This window comes from Shinella agrisoli (assembly GCF_046557955.1).
Lineage (GTDB): Bacteria > Pseudomonadota > Alphaproteobacteria > Rhizobiales > Rhizobiaceae > Shinella.
On the sequence record NZ_JBJIEP010000009.1, the window covers coordinates 1 to 16,890 of the forward strand.

Annotated in this window: 17 protein-coding genes; 4 read left to right on the forward strand and 13 right to left on the reverse strand. The window is 67.9% G+C overall.

The features are described from left to right. Nucleotides 1-73 precede the first annotated feature (73 nt). Nucleotides 74-982: a DMT family transporter gene (locus ACIIOY_RS11295; protein WP_411034765.1), complete on the reverse strand. Its 909-nt coding sequence runs from the start codon at nucleotides 980-982 to the stop codon at nucleotides 74-76. A 164-nt stretch (nucleotides 983-1,146) separates the two neighbouring features. On the opposite strand from ACIIOY_RS11295, the gene ACIIOY_RS11300 reads away from it, so the two are divergent. Further along, nucleotides 1,147-2,931 (forward strand): IlvD/Edd family dehydratase, encoded by a 1,785-nt coding sequence (locus ACIIOY_RS11300; RefSeq protein WP_411034766.1) that lies wholly within the window; start codon nucleotides 1,147-1,149, stop codon nucleotides 2,929-2,931. Nucleotides 2,932-2,937: 6 nt separating this feature from the next. Here the strand turns inward: ACIIOY_RS11300 and ACIIOY_RS11305 are convergent, their stop codons facing one another. The 7 genes from ACIIOY_RS11305 to ACIIOY_RS11335 form a co-directional block, all read right to left on the reverse strand. Next, nucleotides 2,938-3,816: a DMT family transporter gene (locus ACIIOY_RS11305; protein WP_411034767.1), complete on the reverse strand. Its 879-nt coding sequence runs from the start codon at nucleotides 3,814-3,816 to the stop codon at nucleotides 2,938-2,940. 263 nt (nucleotides 3,817-4,079) lie between these two features. Next, nucleotides 4,080-5,513: an aldehyde dehydrogenase family protein gene (locus ACIIOY_RS11310; protein WP_411034768.1), complete on the reverse strand. Its 1,434-nt coding sequence runs from the start codon at nucleotides 5,511-5,513 to the stop codon at nucleotides 4,080-4,082. 12 nt (nucleotides 5,514-5,525) lie between these two features. Then, nucleotides 5,526-6,257: an MBL fold metallo-hydrolase gene (locus ACIIOY_RS11315; RefSeq protein WP_411034769.1), complete on the reverse strand. Its 732-nt coding sequence runs from the start codon at nucleotides 6,255-6,257 to the stop codon at nucleotides 5,526-5,528. 1 nt (nucleotide 6,258) lies between these two features. Continuing rightward, the gene (locus tag ACIIOY_RS11320) at nucleotides 6,259-7,350 is read right to left on the reverse strand and encodes an ABC transporter ATP-binding protein (RefSeq protein WP_411034770.1); all 1,092 of its coding nucleotides are present in this window, start codon (nucleotides 7,348-7,350) and stop codon (nucleotides 6,259-6,261) included. Next, complete coding sequence (locus tag ACIIOY_RS11325; RefSeq protein ID WP_411034771.1) at nucleotides 7,351-8,136, reverse strand: ABC transporter permease; 786 nt, start codon at nucleotides 8,134-8,136, stop codon at nucleotides 7,351-7,353. It abuts the gene before it with no gap. Between the two features lie 2 nt (nucleotides 8,137-8,138). After that, nucleotides 8,139-9,002 carry an ABC transporter permease gene (locus ACIIOY_RS11330; protein WP_411034772.1) on the reverse strand — a complete coding sequence of 288 codons (864 nt, stop codon included), beginning with the start codon at nucleotides 9,000-9,002 and terminating at the stop codon, nucleotides 8,139-8,141. A gap of 212 nt (nucleotides 9,003-9,214) precedes the next feature. Beyond that, nucleotides 9,215-10,291, reverse strand: coding sequence for an ABC transporter substrate-binding protein (locus ACIIOY_RS11335; RefSeq protein WP_411034968.1), 1,077 nt, complete (start codon nucleotides 10,289-10,291; stop codon nucleotides 9,215-9,217). A 131-nt stretch (nucleotides 10,292-10,422) separates the two neighbouring features. On the opposite strand from ACIIOY_RS11335, the gene ACIIOY_RS11340 reads away from it, so the two are divergent. The 3 genes from ACIIOY_RS11340 to ACIIOY_RS11350 all read left to right on the forward strand — a co-directional run bounded on the left by ACIIOY_RS11340 (nucleotide 10,423) and on the right by ACIIOY_RS11350 (nucleotide 11,758). Continuing rightward, complete coding sequence (locus tag ACIIOY_RS11340; protein ID WP_411034773.1) at nucleotides 10,423-11,049, forward strand: TetR/AcrR family transcriptional regulator; 627 nt, start codon at nucleotides 10,423-10,425, stop codon at nucleotides 11,047-11,049. A 71-nt stretch (nucleotides 11,050-11,120) separates the two neighbouring features. Then, nucleotides 11,121-11,357: an antitoxin gene (locus ACIIOY_RS11345; RefSeq protein WP_411034774.1), complete on the forward strand. Its 237-nt coding sequence runs from the start codon at nucleotides 11,121-11,123 to the stop codon at nucleotides 11,355-11,357. After that, entirely contained in the window at nucleotides 11,357-11,758 is a 402-nt protein-coding gene (locus ACIIOY_RS11350; RefSeq protein ID WP_411034775.1) for a type II toxin-antitoxin system VapC family toxin, read from the forward strand. The genes ACIIOY_RS11345 and ACIIOY_RS11350 overlap by 1 nt, the downstream gene beginning before the upstream one ends. 2 nt (nucleotides 11,759-11,760) lie before the next feature. On the opposite strand, the gene cueR is transcribed toward ACIIOY_RS11350, so the two are convergent. The 5 genes from cueR to ACIIOY_RS11375 form a co-directional block, all read right to left on the reverse strand. Then, nucleotides 11,761-12,168: a Cu(I)-responsive transcriptional regulator gene (gene cueR, locus ACIIOY_RS11355; protein WP_411034776.1), complete on the reverse strand. Its 408-nt coding sequence runs from the start codon at nucleotides 12,166-12,168 to the stop codon at nucleotides 11,761-11,763. Beyond that, nucleotides 12,165-14,648 (reverse strand): heavy metal translocating P-type ATPase, encoded by a 2,484-nt coding sequence (locus ACIIOY_RS11360; RefSeq protein WP_411034777.1) that lies wholly within the window; start codon nucleotides 14,646-14,648, stop codon nucleotides 12,165-12,167. Before ACIIOY_RS11360 ends, cueR begins: the two co-directional genes overlap by 4 nt. Before the next feature lie 74 nt (nucleotides 14,649-14,722). Beyond that, the gene (locus tag ACIIOY_RS11365) at nucleotides 14,723-14,938 is read right to left on the reverse strand and encodes a heavy-metal-associated domain-containing protein (protein WP_411034778.1); all 216 of its coding nucleotides are present in this window, start codon (nucleotides 14,936-14,938) and stop codon (nucleotides 14,723-14,725) included. A gap of 73 nt (nucleotides 14,939-15,011) precedes the next feature. Then, entirely contained in the window at nucleotides 15,012-15,479 is a 468-nt protein-coding gene (locus ACIIOY_RS11370) for a MarR family winged helix-turn-helix transcriptional regulator (RefSeq protein ID WP_411034779.1), read from the reverse strand. A 220-nt stretch (nucleotides 15,480-15,699) separates the two neighbouring features. Further along, nucleotides 15,700-16,872: an aminotransferase gene (locus ACIIOY_RS11375; protein WP_411034780.1), complete on the reverse strand. Its 1,173-nt coding sequence runs from the start codon at nucleotides 16,870-16,872 to the stop codon at nucleotides 15,700-15,702. Between the last annotated feature and the right edge of the window lie 18 nt (nucleotides 16,873-16,890).

The following is a 16,890-nucleotide window of genomic DNA, read 5'->3' on the forward strand; positions in this document are numbered from 1 at the left end:
CTAGCAACAAACTATCTCGCAGCCATCGCTCTCGTTTCAGCAGTCATCGCATGGGTTTGAATGAGTCCTCATCCTAGGTATTCCGGCTGCGCCGCTTCAGCTGCTGCTCGCGGAAGAAGATGAAGAGGCCGGAGGCGACGATGAAGCCGGCGCCCACCAGCATGGCGGGGCGTGGCGCATCGCCGAAGAAGATCCAGCCGAAGATCACCGCCCAGAGCAGCAGCGTGTATTGCAGCGGCACGACCGTCGCCGCGTCCGCCAGCTTCAGCGAGCGGTTGACCAGCATGTGCGCGCTCATCGCGACGATGCCGAGCAGGCTGAGCAGGCCGAAATCGACGCCGCTCACCGGTGCCCAGCCGGCGGGGTCGGCAAGGCACCAGATGCCGGCGAAGACCGCCGCGCCCGCCACCTGCCAGAAGACCAGCGTCGTGTCCGGCGCCGCGCGCAGCGACCGGCCGAGCACCATGGCAAGGCTGAAGGCGAGGCTGCCGGCGAGCGCGATGAGGGCGGGCAGCGTGAACGTGTCCTTCGAGGGCTCCAGCGCGATGAGCACGCCGACGAAGCCGACGACGATCGCCGTCCAGCGCCGCCAGCCGACCTTCTCGCCGAGCATGAGCGGGGAAAGCGCGGCGACGTAGATCGGCGCGGCGAGCCAGTAGGTCATGGCGTCTGCGAGCGGCATGTAGGCGACGGCGAAATAGAAGCCGGACGCCTCGAAGGCGAAGAGGGCGGAGCGCAGCAGGTGCAGCTTCGGCCGCTCGACATCGACCAGCCGGCGCCAGCCGACCCGCCAGAAGAACGGCGCGAGCACCACCATCGCCGCGACGCTGCGGATCAGCATGAGCTGGCCGACGGAATAGGTCGCCACCAGCCATTTGCCGAGCACATCGTTCAGCGAGAACATGACCATGCCGAGCAGCATCAGCAGAACGCCGAGGCGGGCGGAGCCGGAAACGGACGGGGAGGCGGCGATGTGGGTCATGGCGGAAACTCGGCTCAGGATACGGGAGGCTGTGACACATTCCATCCGGCCGATCCAGTCAGCAATTTTGATAGCTGCATAAAGCGGAACACTGGGTATCTGACCGGTTGAACCCGGGCGGCAGCGGTGAAAGAGTGGCCCGGACATCTTGCGAGGCATATTCGATGACCAACGGAAAGACAGGCAGGCGGCGGCTGCGCTCCCAGGACTGGTTCGACAACCGCGACCATATCGACATGGCCGCGCTCTACCTCGAGCGCTTCATGAACTACGGCATTACGCCGGAGGAGCTGCGCTCCGGCAAGCCGGTGATCGGCATCGCCCAGAGCGGCAGCGACCTGACGCCCTGCAACCGCCATCACGTCGACCTGGCGAAACGGGTGCGCGACGGCATCCGCGATGCGGGCGGCATCCCGATCGAGTTCCCGACCCATCCGATCTTCGAGAACTGCAAGCGGCCGACCGCCGCGCTCGACCGCAACCTCGCCTATCTCGGCCTCGTCGAGATCCTCTACGGCTATCCGCTCGACGGCGTCGTGCTGACGACGGGCTGCGACAAGACCACGCCGTCCGCGCTGATGGCCGCCTCCACCGTCGACATCCCGGCGATCGTGCTTTCCGGCGGGCCGATGCTCGACGGCTGGCACGAGGGCGATCTTGCCGGCTCCGGCACGGTCATCTGGCGCTCGCGCCGCAAGCTCGCGGCCGGGGCGATCGACGAGGAGGAGTTCCTGCAGGCCGCGATGGATTCCGCGCCCTCCATCGGCCATTGCAACACGATGGGAACCGCCTCGACCATGAACGCGCTGGCCGAAGCGCTCGGCATGTCGCTGACGGGCTGCGCGACGATCCCCGCGGCCTATCGCGAGCGCGGCCAGATGGCCTACCGCACCGGCCGGCGCGCGGTGGAGCTGGTGCTGGAGGACATCCGCCCCTCGTACATCCTGACGCGGCAGGCCTTCCTCAACGCCATCCGCGTCAACTCGGCCATCGGCGGCTCGACCAATGCGCAGCCGCACCTGATGGCCATGGCGAAGCACGCGGGCATGGAGCTCGCGCCGGAGGACTGGCAGGTGCACGGCTACGACATCCCGCTCCTCGCCGACGTGCAGCCGGCCGGCCGTTTCCTCGGCGAGCGCTTCCACCGGGCGGGCGGCGTGCCGGCGATCATGCGCGAGCTGCTCGATGCGGGAAAGCTCGACGGCACCTGTCCCACCGTCACGGGCCGCACCGTCGCGGAGAACCTCAAGGGGCGCGGAGCGACCGACCGCGAGGTCATCCGGCCCTACGGCGAGCCGCTGAAGGAGCGGGCGGGCTTCCTCGTGCTCAAGGGCAACCTCTTCGATTTCGCCATCATGAAGACGTCGGTGATCTCGCCGGAATTCCGCCTGCGGTATCTCAGCGAGCCGGGCCGCGAGGGCGTCTTCGAGGGCAGGGCCGTCGTCTTCGACGGTTCGGAGGACTACCACCGCCGCATCAACGATCCGGCGCTCGGCATCGACGAGCGCACCATCCTTGTCATCCGCGGGGCCGGCCCGCTCGGCTGGCCGGGCTCGGCGGAGGTCGTCAACATGCAGCCGCCGGACCACCTCCTGAAGCGCGGCATCGCCAGCCTGCCGACGATCGGCGACGGGCGGCAGTCCGGCACGGCCGACAGCCCGTCGATTCTCAACGCCTCGCCGGAAAGCGCGGCCGGCGGCGGGCTCGCCTGGCTCCGCACCGGCGACACGATCCGCATCGACCTCAACACGGGGCGCTGCGACATGCTGGTGGACGAGGCGGAGATCGAAAGGCGAAAGGCGGACGGCATTCCGCCGGTGCCGGCGGATGCGACGCCGTGGCAGCGGCTCTACCGCCGGACGGTCACCCAGCTTTCGGACGGCGCCGTCATCGACGGCGCGGCCGATTTCCGCAGGATCGCGGAAACGCCGCCCCGGCACAATCACTGAGGGCGGTCAGCCCCGCCGGGCGACGAGGATGCCGAGTAGCACGATCGCCCCGCCGACCGCCTGCATCATGCCGACAGGCTCGGACAGGAGGAGCCAGGCGAGGATGGCGGCGACGACCGGCTGGAGAAGCAGCGTCAGCGAGGAGAAGGCGGTGGGCAGATAGGCGAGCGCATAGGTGACGAGCCCCTGGCCTCCGACATGGCTGATGAAGGCGAGGCCCAGCACCATCGCCCAGCCGAAGAGCGTCGCCGGCACCATGCCGCCCTCGAAGAAGAAGGCGAGCGGCAGCATGCAGACCGCGGCCGAAAGGGTCGTCCAGACCATGATGCGCAAGGTCGAGAAACGCGCGCGCACATGGCCGAGCGACAGCATGTAGCAGGCATAGAAGATCGCTGCGACCACGGCCGTCGCGTCCCCCGCAAGCTGCCCGCCGCCGATGGCCGCCGGCCCGCCCTTCAGCACGACGACGCCGAGGAGGGCGAGCGTCAGGCCCGTCAGGAAGACCGGCGTGATGCGCGTGCGGAAGATGAGCCAGGAGCCGAGCGTCACGAAGACCGGCGCGAGGTTGGCGAGCAGCGTCGCGTTGGCGACGGAGGTCATGTGCAGCGAGATGTGCCATGCCGCGAGGTCGACCGCCAGGAACACGCCCGGCAGCAGCAGGAAGAGATGGTCGCGCAGGCCGGAAGGCGTTTCGTCGCCCTGCTTCGCCACGCGCGAGATCAGGAGAAACGGCAGCAGGGCCAGCGAGACGCGCCAGAAGGCGGTCGCCATCGGCCCCACCTCCGAAAGGCGCACGAAGATCGGCGATCCGCCGATGGCGGCGCCTCCGACCAGGAGGGCGATCAGGGCAAGGCGGGCATGGCGGGAGGCGGCGATCGGCGACAAGGGAGCGGTCCGGAGAAGGCAAACGCCAGCCAGCTATCAGACCGCGCCGCTTTGAACCAGACGGGCGCCGCTAAATTAGAGGAAAACTTTGCGTGCTTTCGGCTGCAAGCGCCCGAGGGTGACGGCGGGGAGGAGAGGCGGCCTGCCTATCGGACGGTAAGGCACGCGGCAACGCCATTGCCGCTTGCCCGCTCCTCTCTTCTTTCGTCATCCTCGGGCTTGCCCCGAGGAGCCCACCCACACCCGGAACGCCGGCAGCGTCCTTACGCCGCCTCGGGCCGGTGGACGGTCTTCACCTCCAGGAAATCCTCCAGCCCGAAGATGCCGCCCTCGCGGCCGTTGCCGGACTGCTTGTAGCCGCCGAAGGGGCTGCCGTAGCGGTGCGGCCCGCCGTTGATGTGCACCATGCCGGCGCGAAGGCGCGCGGCGACGCGCTCGGCCCGCTCCGGGTCGCCGGTCTGGACATAGGCGGCAAGGCCGTAATTGGTGTCGTTGGCGATGGCGATCGCCTCCTCCTCCGTGTCGAAGGGGATGATCGAGAGAACCGGCCCGAACACCTCCTCGCGGGCGATGCGCATGTCGTTCTTGACGTCGGCGAAGATCGTCGGCTTGACGAAATAGCCGGTCTCGAAGCCCTCCGGCTTGCCGGGGCCGCCGACGAGAAGGCGCGCGCCCTCGGTGACGCCCGCCTCGATCAGCGCCTGCACGCGGCCGAACTGGATGTGCGAGACGAGCGGGCCGATGTGCCCGCCCTCCTCCTCCGGATTGCCGACCTTCGCCTCCCGGCCGACCCGCTCGGCGATCTCCAGCACCTTGCCGTAGACGGAGCGCTCGACGAGCATGCGGGTCGGCGCGTCGCAGGACTGGCCGGAATTGTTGAAGCATTCGCGGATCGAGCCGGCGACGCGGTCCTCGAGGTCCGCATCGGCGAAGACGATGTTCGGCGACTTGCCGCCGAGCTCGAGCGTCACGCGCTTGACCGTGTCGGCGGCGTCCTTGCTGACGGCGATGCCGGCGCGGGTGGAGCCGGTGAAGGACATCATGTCGACGTCCCTGTGCCTGGAGAGCGCTGCGCCGCATTCGGCGCCGTCGCCGTTGACGAGGTTGAAGGTGCCCGCAGGGAAGCCGGCCTCGTCCACCATCTCCGCATAGAGCATGGCGTTGAGCGGCGTGAACTCGGAGGGTTTCAGCACGCAGGTGCAGCCCGTCGCCAGCGCCGGCACGACCTTGAGCGCGATCTGGTTGATCGGCCAGTTCCAGGGCGTGATGAGGCCGCACACGCCGATCGGCTCGCGGCGCACGACGTCGCCGTTCGGCAGCACCTCGCGGCTCTTCAGGCGCTTCAGCGCGTCGATGAAGCCCTGGAGGTGGCCGACGCCGACATCGGCCTGCTGCTCGGTGCTCATGGTGATCGGCGCGCCGAGCTCCTGCGTGATGGTGCGGGCCATCTCGTCATAGCGGCGCTTGTAGATTTCGAGCAGCTTTTCGAGCAGCGCCAGGCGTTCCTCCACGCTGGTCTGGCTGTAGGTCGCAAACGCCTTCCTGGCGGCGGCCACGGCGCGGTCGATGTCGGCGGCGGTGCCCATGGAGATGACCGCGATCGGCTTTTCCGTCGCCGGGTTGAGCACGGAAAGGTCGTTGGGCTTCAGCGGGTCGACCCACTGGCCGTCGATGTAGAACTTGCGCTTGTCGAGCATGCTTTTCTCCCGTCACTTCTTCTGTTTTTCATCGAGCCAGCTGCGGATGAGCTGGCGGTAGCGTTCCCCGCCGAAGCTTGGAAAATGGCCGCCATGCACCAGCCGCACCGGCAGGGTCATGAGCCGCTCCATCGAGGCGATATAGTCCGCCGCATCGGAATGGTAGGTGTCCTCGATCAGCGGGCCATCGTAGAGGATGTCGCCCGAGAAGAGAATTTCGGTCGCCTTCTCGTAGAGTGCAATACCCCCCGGGGAGTGGCCCGGCGTATGGACGACCTCGAAATGCCGGTCGCCGAGGTCGATCACGTCGCCGTCTTGAAGGATGCGCGTCGCCGGCGCCCCCTTCACCGCATAGCACTTCGAGCAGTAGGGCTCCGGCGGCGGCGCGTCGAAGATCTCGTCGGTGACGTAAGGGTCGGCGAGCGTGTTCTGCCGCGTCGGGTTGGCGAGGAGGTCGGCCTCGGCCGCATGTACCGCCCGGCACTCGAATTCGTGGTGGCAGCCGATATGGTCGAAATGGGTGTGGCTCGCCACCGCGATCAGGTCGCGCTCCGTCACGAGCGGCACCCATTGCCTCAGCGAGACGACGCCCATGCCGCTGTCCACCAGCATGTCGCGGTCGCGCCCGCGCACGTGCCAGATGTTGCAGCGGTAGAATTCCTGGATATAGGGCTCGGAAATGAAGGTCACGTCGTCGTCGAGGCGACGCACGCTGTACCAGTCCTGCGGGCGGATGCGCTCCATCTTACCCTACCGTTCCCGCTCCGTCCTGAAGCACGACGATGCTATCCGCCTTCAGCCGCAGGTCAAGCTCGGCGCCGGCCTGCGGATCGTCCGTCTGCGGCAGGTGCGCGGTCAGCACCGTTTCCCCCGCCGCCACATGGCAGCGGTGGTGCGTGCCGAAGAAGGCACTGCCCGTGATGCGCCCGCGGCCGAGCGAGACGGTCGGCACGGCGGCGCTGGCGCTGCGGAAATGCTCCGGCCGGATGCAGAGCGTGACGCCGGACCCCGCCGCCGGCAGGCCGGAAACGAAGGCGGAGGCGGGCAGGGCGACCCGGCCGAGCGCGGTCTCGACCTCCGTCTCGCCGCCCGCCGTGCCAAGCACCCTGGCCGGCAGGAAATTGGCCTCGCCCATGAAACCGGCGGAGAAGAGCGAGCGCGGCCGCATGTAGATCGAGGCCGGCGTGCCGACGTCCTCGATGCGCCCCCCGTTCATCACGACGATGCGGTCGGCGATCGCCATCGCCTCCTCCTGGTCGTGGGTGACATGCACGAAGGTGGTGCCGACGCGCTTCTGGATGGCTTTCAGTTCGTCCTGCATCTGCCGGCGAAGCTTCAGGTCGAGGGCGCCGAGCGGCTCGTCGAGCAGCAGCACGTCCGGATCGACGGCGAGCGCGCGGGCGAGTGCCACGCGCTGGCGCTGGCCGCCGGAAAGCTCGTGCGGTTTCTTGGCGGACGAGGCCCTGAGGCCGACGAGGTCGAGATAGGAGAACGCCTTCTCGTAGCGCTCCGCCTTGCCCATGTCGCGCATCCTGAGGCCGAAGCCGACATTGTCGCGCAGGCACATGTGCGGGAAGAGCGCATAGTCCTGGAACATGGTGGTCGTCGGCCGCTTCGCCGGCGGCACATGCGTCATGTCCCGCCCGCCGATCGAGACCGTGCCGGAGGTCGGCTCGATGAAGCCGCCGAGGATGGAGAGCAGGGTCGTCTTGCCGCAGCCCGACGGGCCGAGCAGCACGATGAACTCGCCGGCGGCGATGTCGAGCGAGACGTCGTCGAGCGCCCGGAACGAGCCGAACACCTTGGTGGCATTGCGGATGGAGACATCGGCGGTCATCTAGGATTTCCCGGTTTTTCGGAAGACGGCGAGCTCCATCACGACGAGGAACGCGACCGAGACGAGGAAGACGACGCTGCCGATGGCGTTGGTCCTGGGGTCGAGGCCGGAGCGCAGCATGCTCCAGATCTCCACCGGCAGCGTCACGTCGAAGCGCGACAGCAGGAAGGCGACGATGAACTCGTCCCAGCTGAAGGTGACGGAGAGGAAGAAAGCGGCAAGGATCGACGGCATCAGCATGGGCGCGGTGACGAGCAGCATCACCTGCCAGTCCTTCGCCCCGAGGTCGCGCGCCGCCCGCTCGATGTTCACCTGGTGCCCGCCCATCGAGGCGTAGATGACGGCGAAGCAGAGCGGCAGGTTGATCACTACATGGCCGATGCCGACCGTCCACAGCGAAAGCCGCATGCCGGTGACGTTGAGCATGGAGAGCAGGCCGAGGCCGATGATCAGCGTGCTCACCGTCATCGGCGCGACGAGGAGGCCGCGCAGCAGGCCCGAGGCGGGCAGCGTGTAGCGCGCGAAGGCATAGGCCGCGAGGAAGCCGAGGAGGCAGGCGACGGCGGAGGAGAGAATGGCGACGACGAGCGAATTGCCGAGCGCGGCCATCAGCTTGCCGTCGGAAAAGACCGCCGCGTACCAGCGCAGCGTCAGCCCGTTCAGCGGCGGCACCGGCAGCGTGCCGTCCTGGAAGGAGAACAGCACCAGCACGACGACCGGCAGGAAGATGAAGAGATAGAGGAGGCCCGCATAGAGCACGGCAAGCGCGGTGGAAAAATGCCGCATGGTCACGTCCTCTCCATCTTCAGCCAGCGCGCGCAGGCGATGTAGGCGAGCGTGACGACGGCCATCAGCACCAGCGAGAGCGCCGCCGCCATCGGGAAATCCGCCCGCCGTCCGAGCTGCAGCATGATGACCTGCGGCAGCACCAGCTCGTTGTTGCCGCCGAGGATCTGCGGCGTAATGTAGTCGCCGATGCACAGCACGAAGGTCAGGAACGCGCCGACCATGATGCCCGGCAGCGTCAGCGGCAGCACGACGTGCCGGAAGGTCTGGAAGGCGTTCGCCCCGAGGTCCGCAGCCGCGCGGCGGTAGTTCGGCGAAAGCTGGATGAGGTTGGCATAGATCGTCAGCGTCAGGAGCATGACGAAGAAGTGCACGAAGCCGATGATCGTGCCGGCGCGGTTGGCCGAAAGCTCCAGCGGCTCAGAAATCACGCCGAGCCAGAGCAGCGCCTGGTTGACCACGCCGCCCTTGGAAAGCACCAGCAGCCAGGAATAGGAGCGCACCACATAGGAGGTCCAGAAGGGCAGGATCGCCATGACGAGGGCGAAGCGCTGCCACTTCCTCGGCACCCGCTCGGCGATGATCCAGGCGAGCGGATAGGCGAGCAGCACGGAGATAATTGTCACGGCCGCCGTGATCTCCAGCGAGACGACGAGCCCCTTGAAGAAATGCGCCTTCGTGAAGAAGGCGACGTAGTTGTCCAGCGTCCAGGTCGCGACGATCTCGCGCCCCTGCCGCGTCCAGAAGCTGATCGCCGCCATGTAGGCGAAGGGCACGAGGAAGAACAGCGCGGTCCAGATGAGCCCCGGCAGGGCAAAGGCCCAGGCCTTGCGGCGTTCGGCGCGTTCGAGGGCGGTGGCGGTCATGGGGGGTGATCTCCGTTCGCGCTTCATGCTGGTGCCGCCCCTCATCCCCCTGCCGGGACCTTCTCCCCGCAAGCGGGGAGAAGGGGTATGCCGCACTCTTTTCCCCGATCGTGACCGGTTGGCAGGGCAGGTCCCCTCTGTCTGCTTGCGGGGAGAGGGTTAGGGTGAGGGGCAAATCCTTGGCGCAAATCCCTGAATGGCGGACTGAAGCTCTACTGCTGCAGCATCTCCGTCCACACGTCCTGCATCGCCGCGTCCATCTCGGCATCCGCCACCGGGTAGAGCTGCGAGTTCTTCAGGTATTCCGGCTGCCTGTCCCAGCGCAGCGCCGTCTTCTGCTGGTCGGTCAGGTGCTCGCCCGCCTTGGCGTTCGCCGGCATCGCCCAGTAGCAGGACGAGGTGGCGAGCCGCGCCTGCCCCTCGGGGCTGACGATATACTGCACGAATTTCAGCGCGAGGTCCTGCTTTTCCGAATCCTTGAAGACGCCGATCGACTGGGCCCAGCGCAGCGCGCCCTGTTTCGGGATCGTCCAGTCGAGGTTCGGCTTTTCCGCCGAAAGCCCGGCCGTCAGCCATTCGCCGCCGCCCACCACGATGTCGACCTCGCCGGTCGCCAGCGCGGTCTGCGAGGCCACCACGTCGCTGACCTGGCGGGAGACCTTCTTCATCTCGAAGAGCTTTTCCTTGATCGCCGGCAGGTCGTCCCTGGTGAGGTCCGCCGTCTTCTTGCCGATGCCGATCCCCGTCAGGCCGACCATCGGCAGGTAGTAGTCGTAGAGCGCGATGCGGCCCTTGTACTTCTCCGACCAGATGACGGAGAGGTCCTCCATGTCGGCGGGGTCGACCTTCGTCTTGTCGTAGGAGATCGTGTTGTAGCCGAATTTCTCCGTGACGGCGTAGACCTTGCCGTCCTTGGTCGTCGTCTCCTCCATGCGCACTTCCGGGAAGAGGTCGGCGAGCGGCAGCTGGTTGGCGGGCATCTCGCCGAGGATGTCCATGTCGATGGCGCGCGGCACGTCCACCGCGTCGATCACCAGCACGTCCCAGTCGCCGGGGCGGGACTGCTCGATGATCGAGATCGCCGCGCCCGTGCCCTCGTATTCCTTGAGGTTGACCTTGACGTCGTTGGCCTTCTCGAAGGGCTCGACCAGCGCCGGGTCGGTGTGGTCGCACCAGACGAGCGCGTTCAGTTCCTCCTGCGCCGCCGCGCCGGCGGGCGAAAGGGCGAAGGTGGCGGCGGTGGCAAGCAGCATGCGGCGGAAGAGGCCGCCGGAAACGGTGTTCTTCATCATCTTTCCCTCTGGCTGAAGGCTTTCGGCCTTGGCATATGGCACTCGTTCGCGGTGCCTTGAGAAAAAGATTGAACGAGTTCATTTTTTAAGTCAATCTCATTTTTGAGGGGATTCCAATGGAGGTGCCGATGGCCGGATTGCGGGCGAAACAGAAGGCGGACAGGACCCGCCGCATCCTCGAAGCCGCCACGACGCTGTTCCGCACGGAAGGCTACGACAGCGCCCGCATCGAGGACATCGCCGAGATGGCCGAGGTCTCGGTCGGCACGCTCTACAACTACTACCAGAACAAGGGCGACATCCTCGTCGCCACGGTCGCGATGGAGGTGACGGAGGTGCTGGAGGGCGGCGCGCGCATCGTCGCCAACCCGCCGCTCAACGTCGCCGAGGCGCTGCGCACGCTGATCGAGCAATATTACGACCACTCGCTCGTCTATCTCTCCAAGGAGATGTGGCGCGCGGCGATGGCGATCTCCATCCAGCAGCCGGAAACGCCGCTCTCGCGCCGCTACACCGAGCTCGACGGCCAGCTCTGCGCCCAGGTCGTGCGCCTCGTCGAGACGCTGAAGGTGCGCGGCGCGGTCCACGCGAACGTCGACGCGAAGGCCATGGGCGAGGTGTTCTTCAACAACCTCAACATGATGTTCATCGAGTTCTGCAAGGTGGAGGCCATGCCGCTCGAAGAGCTGAAGGCGCGCGTCAACGCCCAGCACGAGCCCATCGCCGCCCTCATCAGCACCGTCAAGGCCGTTTGACGCCCGAGGTACACACTGTGTGTGTACATTTGACCGCCCGTGTGCTATCCTCCCGTCGAAGGAGTATGCCCATGCACAGGACGCGTGTCTTCAGGAACGGCAATTCGCAGGCGGTCCGCATCCCGTCGGACCTTGCCTACGAGCGCACCGACATCGAGGTCGAGATCGAGCGCATCGGCGAGGAACTGCGCATCCGCCCGGCGCGGCGCTCGCTCGCAGGCGTCCTCGAGCGGTTCGCCCGCTTCGCGCCCGATTTCATGGCGGAAGGCCGGGGCGGGCAGGAGCAGGCGGAGCGGGACCCGCTCTGATGCCGCGCTACATGCTCGACACGAACATGTGCATCTACCTCATGAAGAACCAGCCGGAAGAGGTCGCCCGCCGGTTCGCCGCTTGCGAGGTCGGCGACGTGGTGATGTCCGCGATCACCCATGCGGAGCTGCAATACGGCGTCGCCGCCGCGCGGGACCCGGCGCGCGAGCGGGACAACCTTTCCGGCCTGGTCGAGCTGATCCCGGTCCTGCCGTTCGACACGGCGGCAGGCATCGCCTACGGGCCGGTGCGCATGGCGACGCGCGAGTGCAAGGCCGACCATCTCGACAAGCTCATCGCCGCGCAGGCGATCGCCGCCGACGTCGTGCTCGTCACCAACAACGTCCGCGACTTCGCCGCCTATTCCGGCCTCGTCATCGAGAACTGGCTCGACCCCTGAGGTCAGCAGCACGCCTCCGTCCCGCCGGTTGCGAGCCGTTCGAGGATCGGGCAGTTCGGCCGGTCGTCGCCGTGGCAGTGGGCGGAAAGGTGCTCCAGCGTGTGCACCATGTCTTCGAGCAGGCGCATCTTCGCCCTCATCTCGTCGATATGCTCGCTGGCGATGCGCTTGACGTCCGCCGAGGCGCGGGCGCGGTCCTGCCAGAGGGCGAGCAGGTCGCGGATCTGGGCGATGGAGAAGCCGAGGTCGCGCGCTCTGCGAATGAAGGAGAGCGTCGCAAGGTCCTTCGGCCCGTAGACGCGGTAGCCGGAGCCCGTGCGCCCGGCCTCGGGGATGAGGCCGATCTGCTCGTAGTGCCGGATCATCTTGGCGGTGACGCCCGTCGCCTCCGCCGCTTCGCCGATGTTCATGTCCTTTCTCCCTTGAAGGCCGGGCGGAAGCGCTTCAGCCTGAGCGCGTTCGAGACGACGAAGACGCTGGAGAGCGCCATGGCGCCGGCCGCCAGCGCCGGCGAGAGCTGGATGCCGAAGGCGGGATAGAGCAGGCCCGCGGCGACCGGGATGAGCGCGACGTTGTAGCCGAAGGCCCAGAACAGGTTTTCGCGGATGTTGCGCATGGTCGCCCGCGAGAGCGCGATGCCGGTCGCCACCCCCCGCATGTCGCCCGCCATCAGCACCACGTCGGCGCTTTCGATGGCGACGTCCGTGCCCGTGCCGATGGCGATGCCCGTATCGGCGGCGGCGAGCGCCGGCGCGTCGTTGATGCCGTCGCCGACGAAGGCGACCTTCTTGGTGCCGTCCGCAGAAAGCTCGCGCACCGCGGCGACCTTGCCGTCCGGCAGCACCTCGGCCATCACCCGGTCGATGCCGAGCTTCTCCGCCACCGCCTCGGCCGTGCGGCGGTTGTCGCCGGTGATCATCGCCACCTTGATGCCGAGCGCCTGGAGGGCGGCGACCGCTTCCTTCGTCGTCGGCTTGACCGGGTCGGTGACGGCGAAGAGCGCGGCGAGCCGCCCGTCGACGGCGGCATAGAGGGGCGAGGCGCCCTCTGCCGCCAGCCGCCCGGCATGGGCGGCGAAGGGCGTGACGTCGAGGCCGCGCGCCGCCATGAAGCCGGCCGAGCCGGCCTCCACCTTCCGGCCGGAAACCTCCGCGGAAATGCCCTGGCCGGTGGCCGTGACGAAACCCGTCGCTGCCGGAAGGTCGATACCTTCGGCCACCGCCGCCTCATGGATGGCGGCGGCGATCGGATGCTCGGAATGCACCTCCGCCGCGGCGACCAGCGCCAGCACCTCGCCGCGCGCAAACCCCTCCGCCGGCACGATCTCGGTCAGCGTCGGGTGGCCGAGCGTCAGCGTGCCGGTCTTGTCGACGGCGACGATGTCGGTGCCTTCCAGCGTCTGGAGCGCCGTGCCCTGGCGGAAGAGCACGCCGAGCTCGGCCGCCCGTCCCGTCCCGGTGATGATCGAGGTGGGCGTCGCAAGGCCCATGGCGCAGGGGCAGGCGATGATCAGAACGGCGACGGCGTTGACCAGCGCATGGGCGAGCACCGGGCTCGGCCCCAGCGCCAGCCACAGGCCGAAGGTGAGGAGCGCGACCGCGATGACCGCCGGCACGAACCATTGCGTCACGCGGTCGACCAGCGCCTGGATCGGCAGCTTCGCCGCCTGCGCGTCCTCGACCATGCGGATGATCTGCGAGAGCACCGTGTCGGCCCCGACGCGGGTGGCGCGGAAGGTCAGCGAGCCGGTCGTGTTGACGGTGCCGCCCGTCACCGTGTCGCCCGCCTTGCGCGCGACGGGCATCGGCTCGCCGGTGATCATCGATTCGTCGACATAGGAGCTGCCCTCCGTCACCTCGCCGTCGACCGGCACCTTCTCGCCCGGCCGCACCAGCACGATGTCGCCCGGCACGACGCTTTCCAGCGGCACGTCCTCCGCTTTCCCGTCCTTCAGCACGCGGGCGGACTTCGCCCTCAGCCCGGCGAGATGCCGGATCGCCTCGCCGGTGCGGCCCTTGGCGCGCGCCTCCAGGTAGCGTCCGGCGAGGATCAGCGTCACGATAACGGCCGCCGCCTCGAAATAGACGTTCGCCGTGCCTCCCGGCAGGAGGCCGGGCGCGAAGGTCGCGACGGTGGAAAAGCTCCAGGCGGCGAGCGTGCCGATGACGACCAGCGAGTTCATGTCCGGCGCAAGGCGCGCGAGGGCCGGAATGCCCTTGCGGAAGAAGCGCAGGCCCGGCCCGGCGAGCACCAGCGTCGCCAGCACGAACTGGACGATCCGGCTCGCCTGCATGCCGAGCGTCTCGTGGATGTAGTGGCCGAAGGCGGGGAAGGCGTGCGCGCCCATCTCCATCACGAAGAGCGGCGCCGTCAGCACCGCGGCGATCGCGAGGTCGCGGCGCAGCGTCCTTGCCTCGGCGGCCCGCCGGTCCTCCTCGGGCGCGCCGGCACTCTCGCGGATGGCCTTGTAGCCCGTGCGCTCGATGGCGGCGGCGAAGTCCTCGAAGGAGGCCGCGCCCTTGAGGAAGCGCACGCGGGCGCGCTCCTGCGCAAGGTTGGCCGTCGCGTCGAGCACGCCCGAAACCGCCTTCAGCGCCTTCTCGACCCGCCCGATGCAGGAGGCGCAGGTCATGCCCTCGACGGGAAATTCCAGGACCTCCTCCGAAACCCCGTAGCCGGCCTTGCGCACCGCCTCGGCGACGGCCGCGGCATCCGGCGCGCCGGCGAAGGTCACGTCGGCCTTCTCCGTCGCCAGGTTGACCGCCGCGCCGGCAACCCCCGGCACTTTCTCGATGGCCTTCTCCACCCGGCGCACGCAGGAGGCGCAGGTCATGTCGGAGATGGAAAGCTTGATGGTCTGCCGGTCCTTCGGCTCTGTGGTGGTGAGCATGGTGCACCTTTCGTCCTATGTCGGACAGATCGTGCACCTTCCCACCATGTCAAGGTCAAGCGGCTTTTTGCCGCTCACGCCGCATCGACCGGCGAATAGCCTTCCGCCTCGATGATGGAGGCGACGGCCGCGCGGTCGCCGGCGTTTTCGATCGAAACCCGCTTGGCGGCGAGGTCGATGTCCACCTTCGCATCCGGATAGGCGGCGAGCACCGCGCCGGTGATCGTCCTGACGCAATGGCCGCAGGTCATGTCGGGAACGGTGAAGGCAAGGGGCTTGTCGTTGCTCATGGGGCAGTCTCCTGATCGATGCCTTCTTCCTGAAGCCTTCCCCCGTGGCAAGGTCAAGGGCCGAAACGAAAGCTCACGCGGAGAGGCGTCCGAGCAGGGTGAGGAACTGGTCGCGTGCCCGCGCGCCGCCAAGCCGCTCCAGGCAGTCCGCCTCGAAATCCGCCTCGGCGCGGCGCGCCTCCGCAAGCAGGCTTTCCCCGGCGGGCGTCAGGTAGAGCGCGTGCGACCGCCTGTCGTTCGGCGGCCTGCGGCGCTCGGTCAGACATCGCCGTTCGAGATCGTTCATCAGCGCCACGAAATTCGCCCGCTGGATGCCGAGCGCCGCCGCAATCTCCGATTGTTTGCGGCCCGGGTTCTCCGCGATCAGCACCAGGGTGCTGAACTCGGCGGGCCGCAGGTTCACCCGGGAAAAGTGCAGGAGGAAACGCTGGAGGAACTGGCCGTGCGCCCGCCGGAGCTGATGGGCGAGACTGTGCGACACGGCAGAGGCGTCGAGATTGCCCGCCGCGGCGGTTCCGTGCGTTTCGTTTGTCTTTCCCATGCCTTGGCCATCCCTCCCGGCATCTAAGTAGGGTCCGATGCGCGGCTTGCCGGCGGACGATAAGAACGGAAGGAATGCGCGCAAGAGCGGATTCGCACGATTGCAACAATTTTCCACACGCAATTATGAGGTGAGGAATGATTTCGCTGGATTGCGTGTCGGGCTCGATCCCTGAAGTTTATTTCAGGACAGCTTCACTCAATCAAGGTTTGTGGCCTGCTCAGTCGAGCGCGAATCGGCCGAGGCGGTCCGCCAGCTGCGATATGGTCGCGGCGTCGGCATTGGCGAAGGCGAAGCGCAGGTAGCTCTCCTGCCGCGCGCCGAAATAGCTGCCGGGCAGGCAGAGGATGCCGGCTTCCCTGGCGAGCTTCTCCGCCACGCGGGCCGAGGGGGCACCGCCGAACGGATGGCCGATGAAGGCGAAATAGGCGCCGACCGCGCCGACCCGCCAGGCGGGAACGCCTGCCATGGTCGCACGCAGGGCCTCGACGCGTCGGGCGATCTCGCGGCGGTTCTCCTCGCGCCAGCCGGCCAGCAGCGGCAGGGCGGCCGCCACGGCCGCCTGGGCCGAACGCGGCGGGCAGATCTGCAGGTTGTCCATGATCTTCGCCACCTGCTCCACCACGGCCGCGCCCGCCGTGATCGCGCCGAGGCGATGGCCGGGAATGCAGAAGGACTTGGAGAAGCTGTAAAGGCCGATCAGCGTGTCTTCCCAGCCCTTCCGGCCGAACAGGTCGTGCGGCCGGCCGGCGCCTTCCGGCAGGAAGTCGCGGTAGGTCTCGTCGAGGATGAGCCAGATGCCGCGCGCGGCGCAGAGATCGTAGACCGCCGACAGCAGGTCCGGCGGGTAGACGGCGCCGGTCGGGTTGTTCGGCGAGACGAGCGCGACAGCCCGCACGTCCGGCGTGATCGCGGCGGCGAGCGCCGCCACGTCCGGCAGGAAGCCGTTCGCCGGATCGCAGGGGGCGAACCGCGTCCCGACGCCCAGCATGGCGAGCGTCGTTTCCTGGTTGAAGTAATAGGGATCGGTCATCAGCACGGTGTCGCCCGCGCCCGCCACCGCCATGGCGGCGCAGATGAAGGCCTGGTTGCAGCCCGCCGTCACATGGACGTTGCCGCCCTGAAGCGGAGTGCCGTAGACCTCGGACAGGTGCGCCGCATAGGCCGTGCGCAACACGTCCTCGCCCTCGATCGGCCCGTAGCCGGTATAGGCGCGGGATGCGGCATATTCCCCGAGCAGCCGCAGCATCTCCGGGTGCGGCGGATAGCCCGGCACGGCCTGCGACAGGTCGATCATCGGCCCGCTGCGGCCGTCATAGGCCGCGCCCCAGGCGAAGACGGAAGGGATCGGCGGGGCGGCGAGGGTTTCGACGAGCGGGTTGAAGCGGGGCATGGTCGTTTCCGTGGAGGG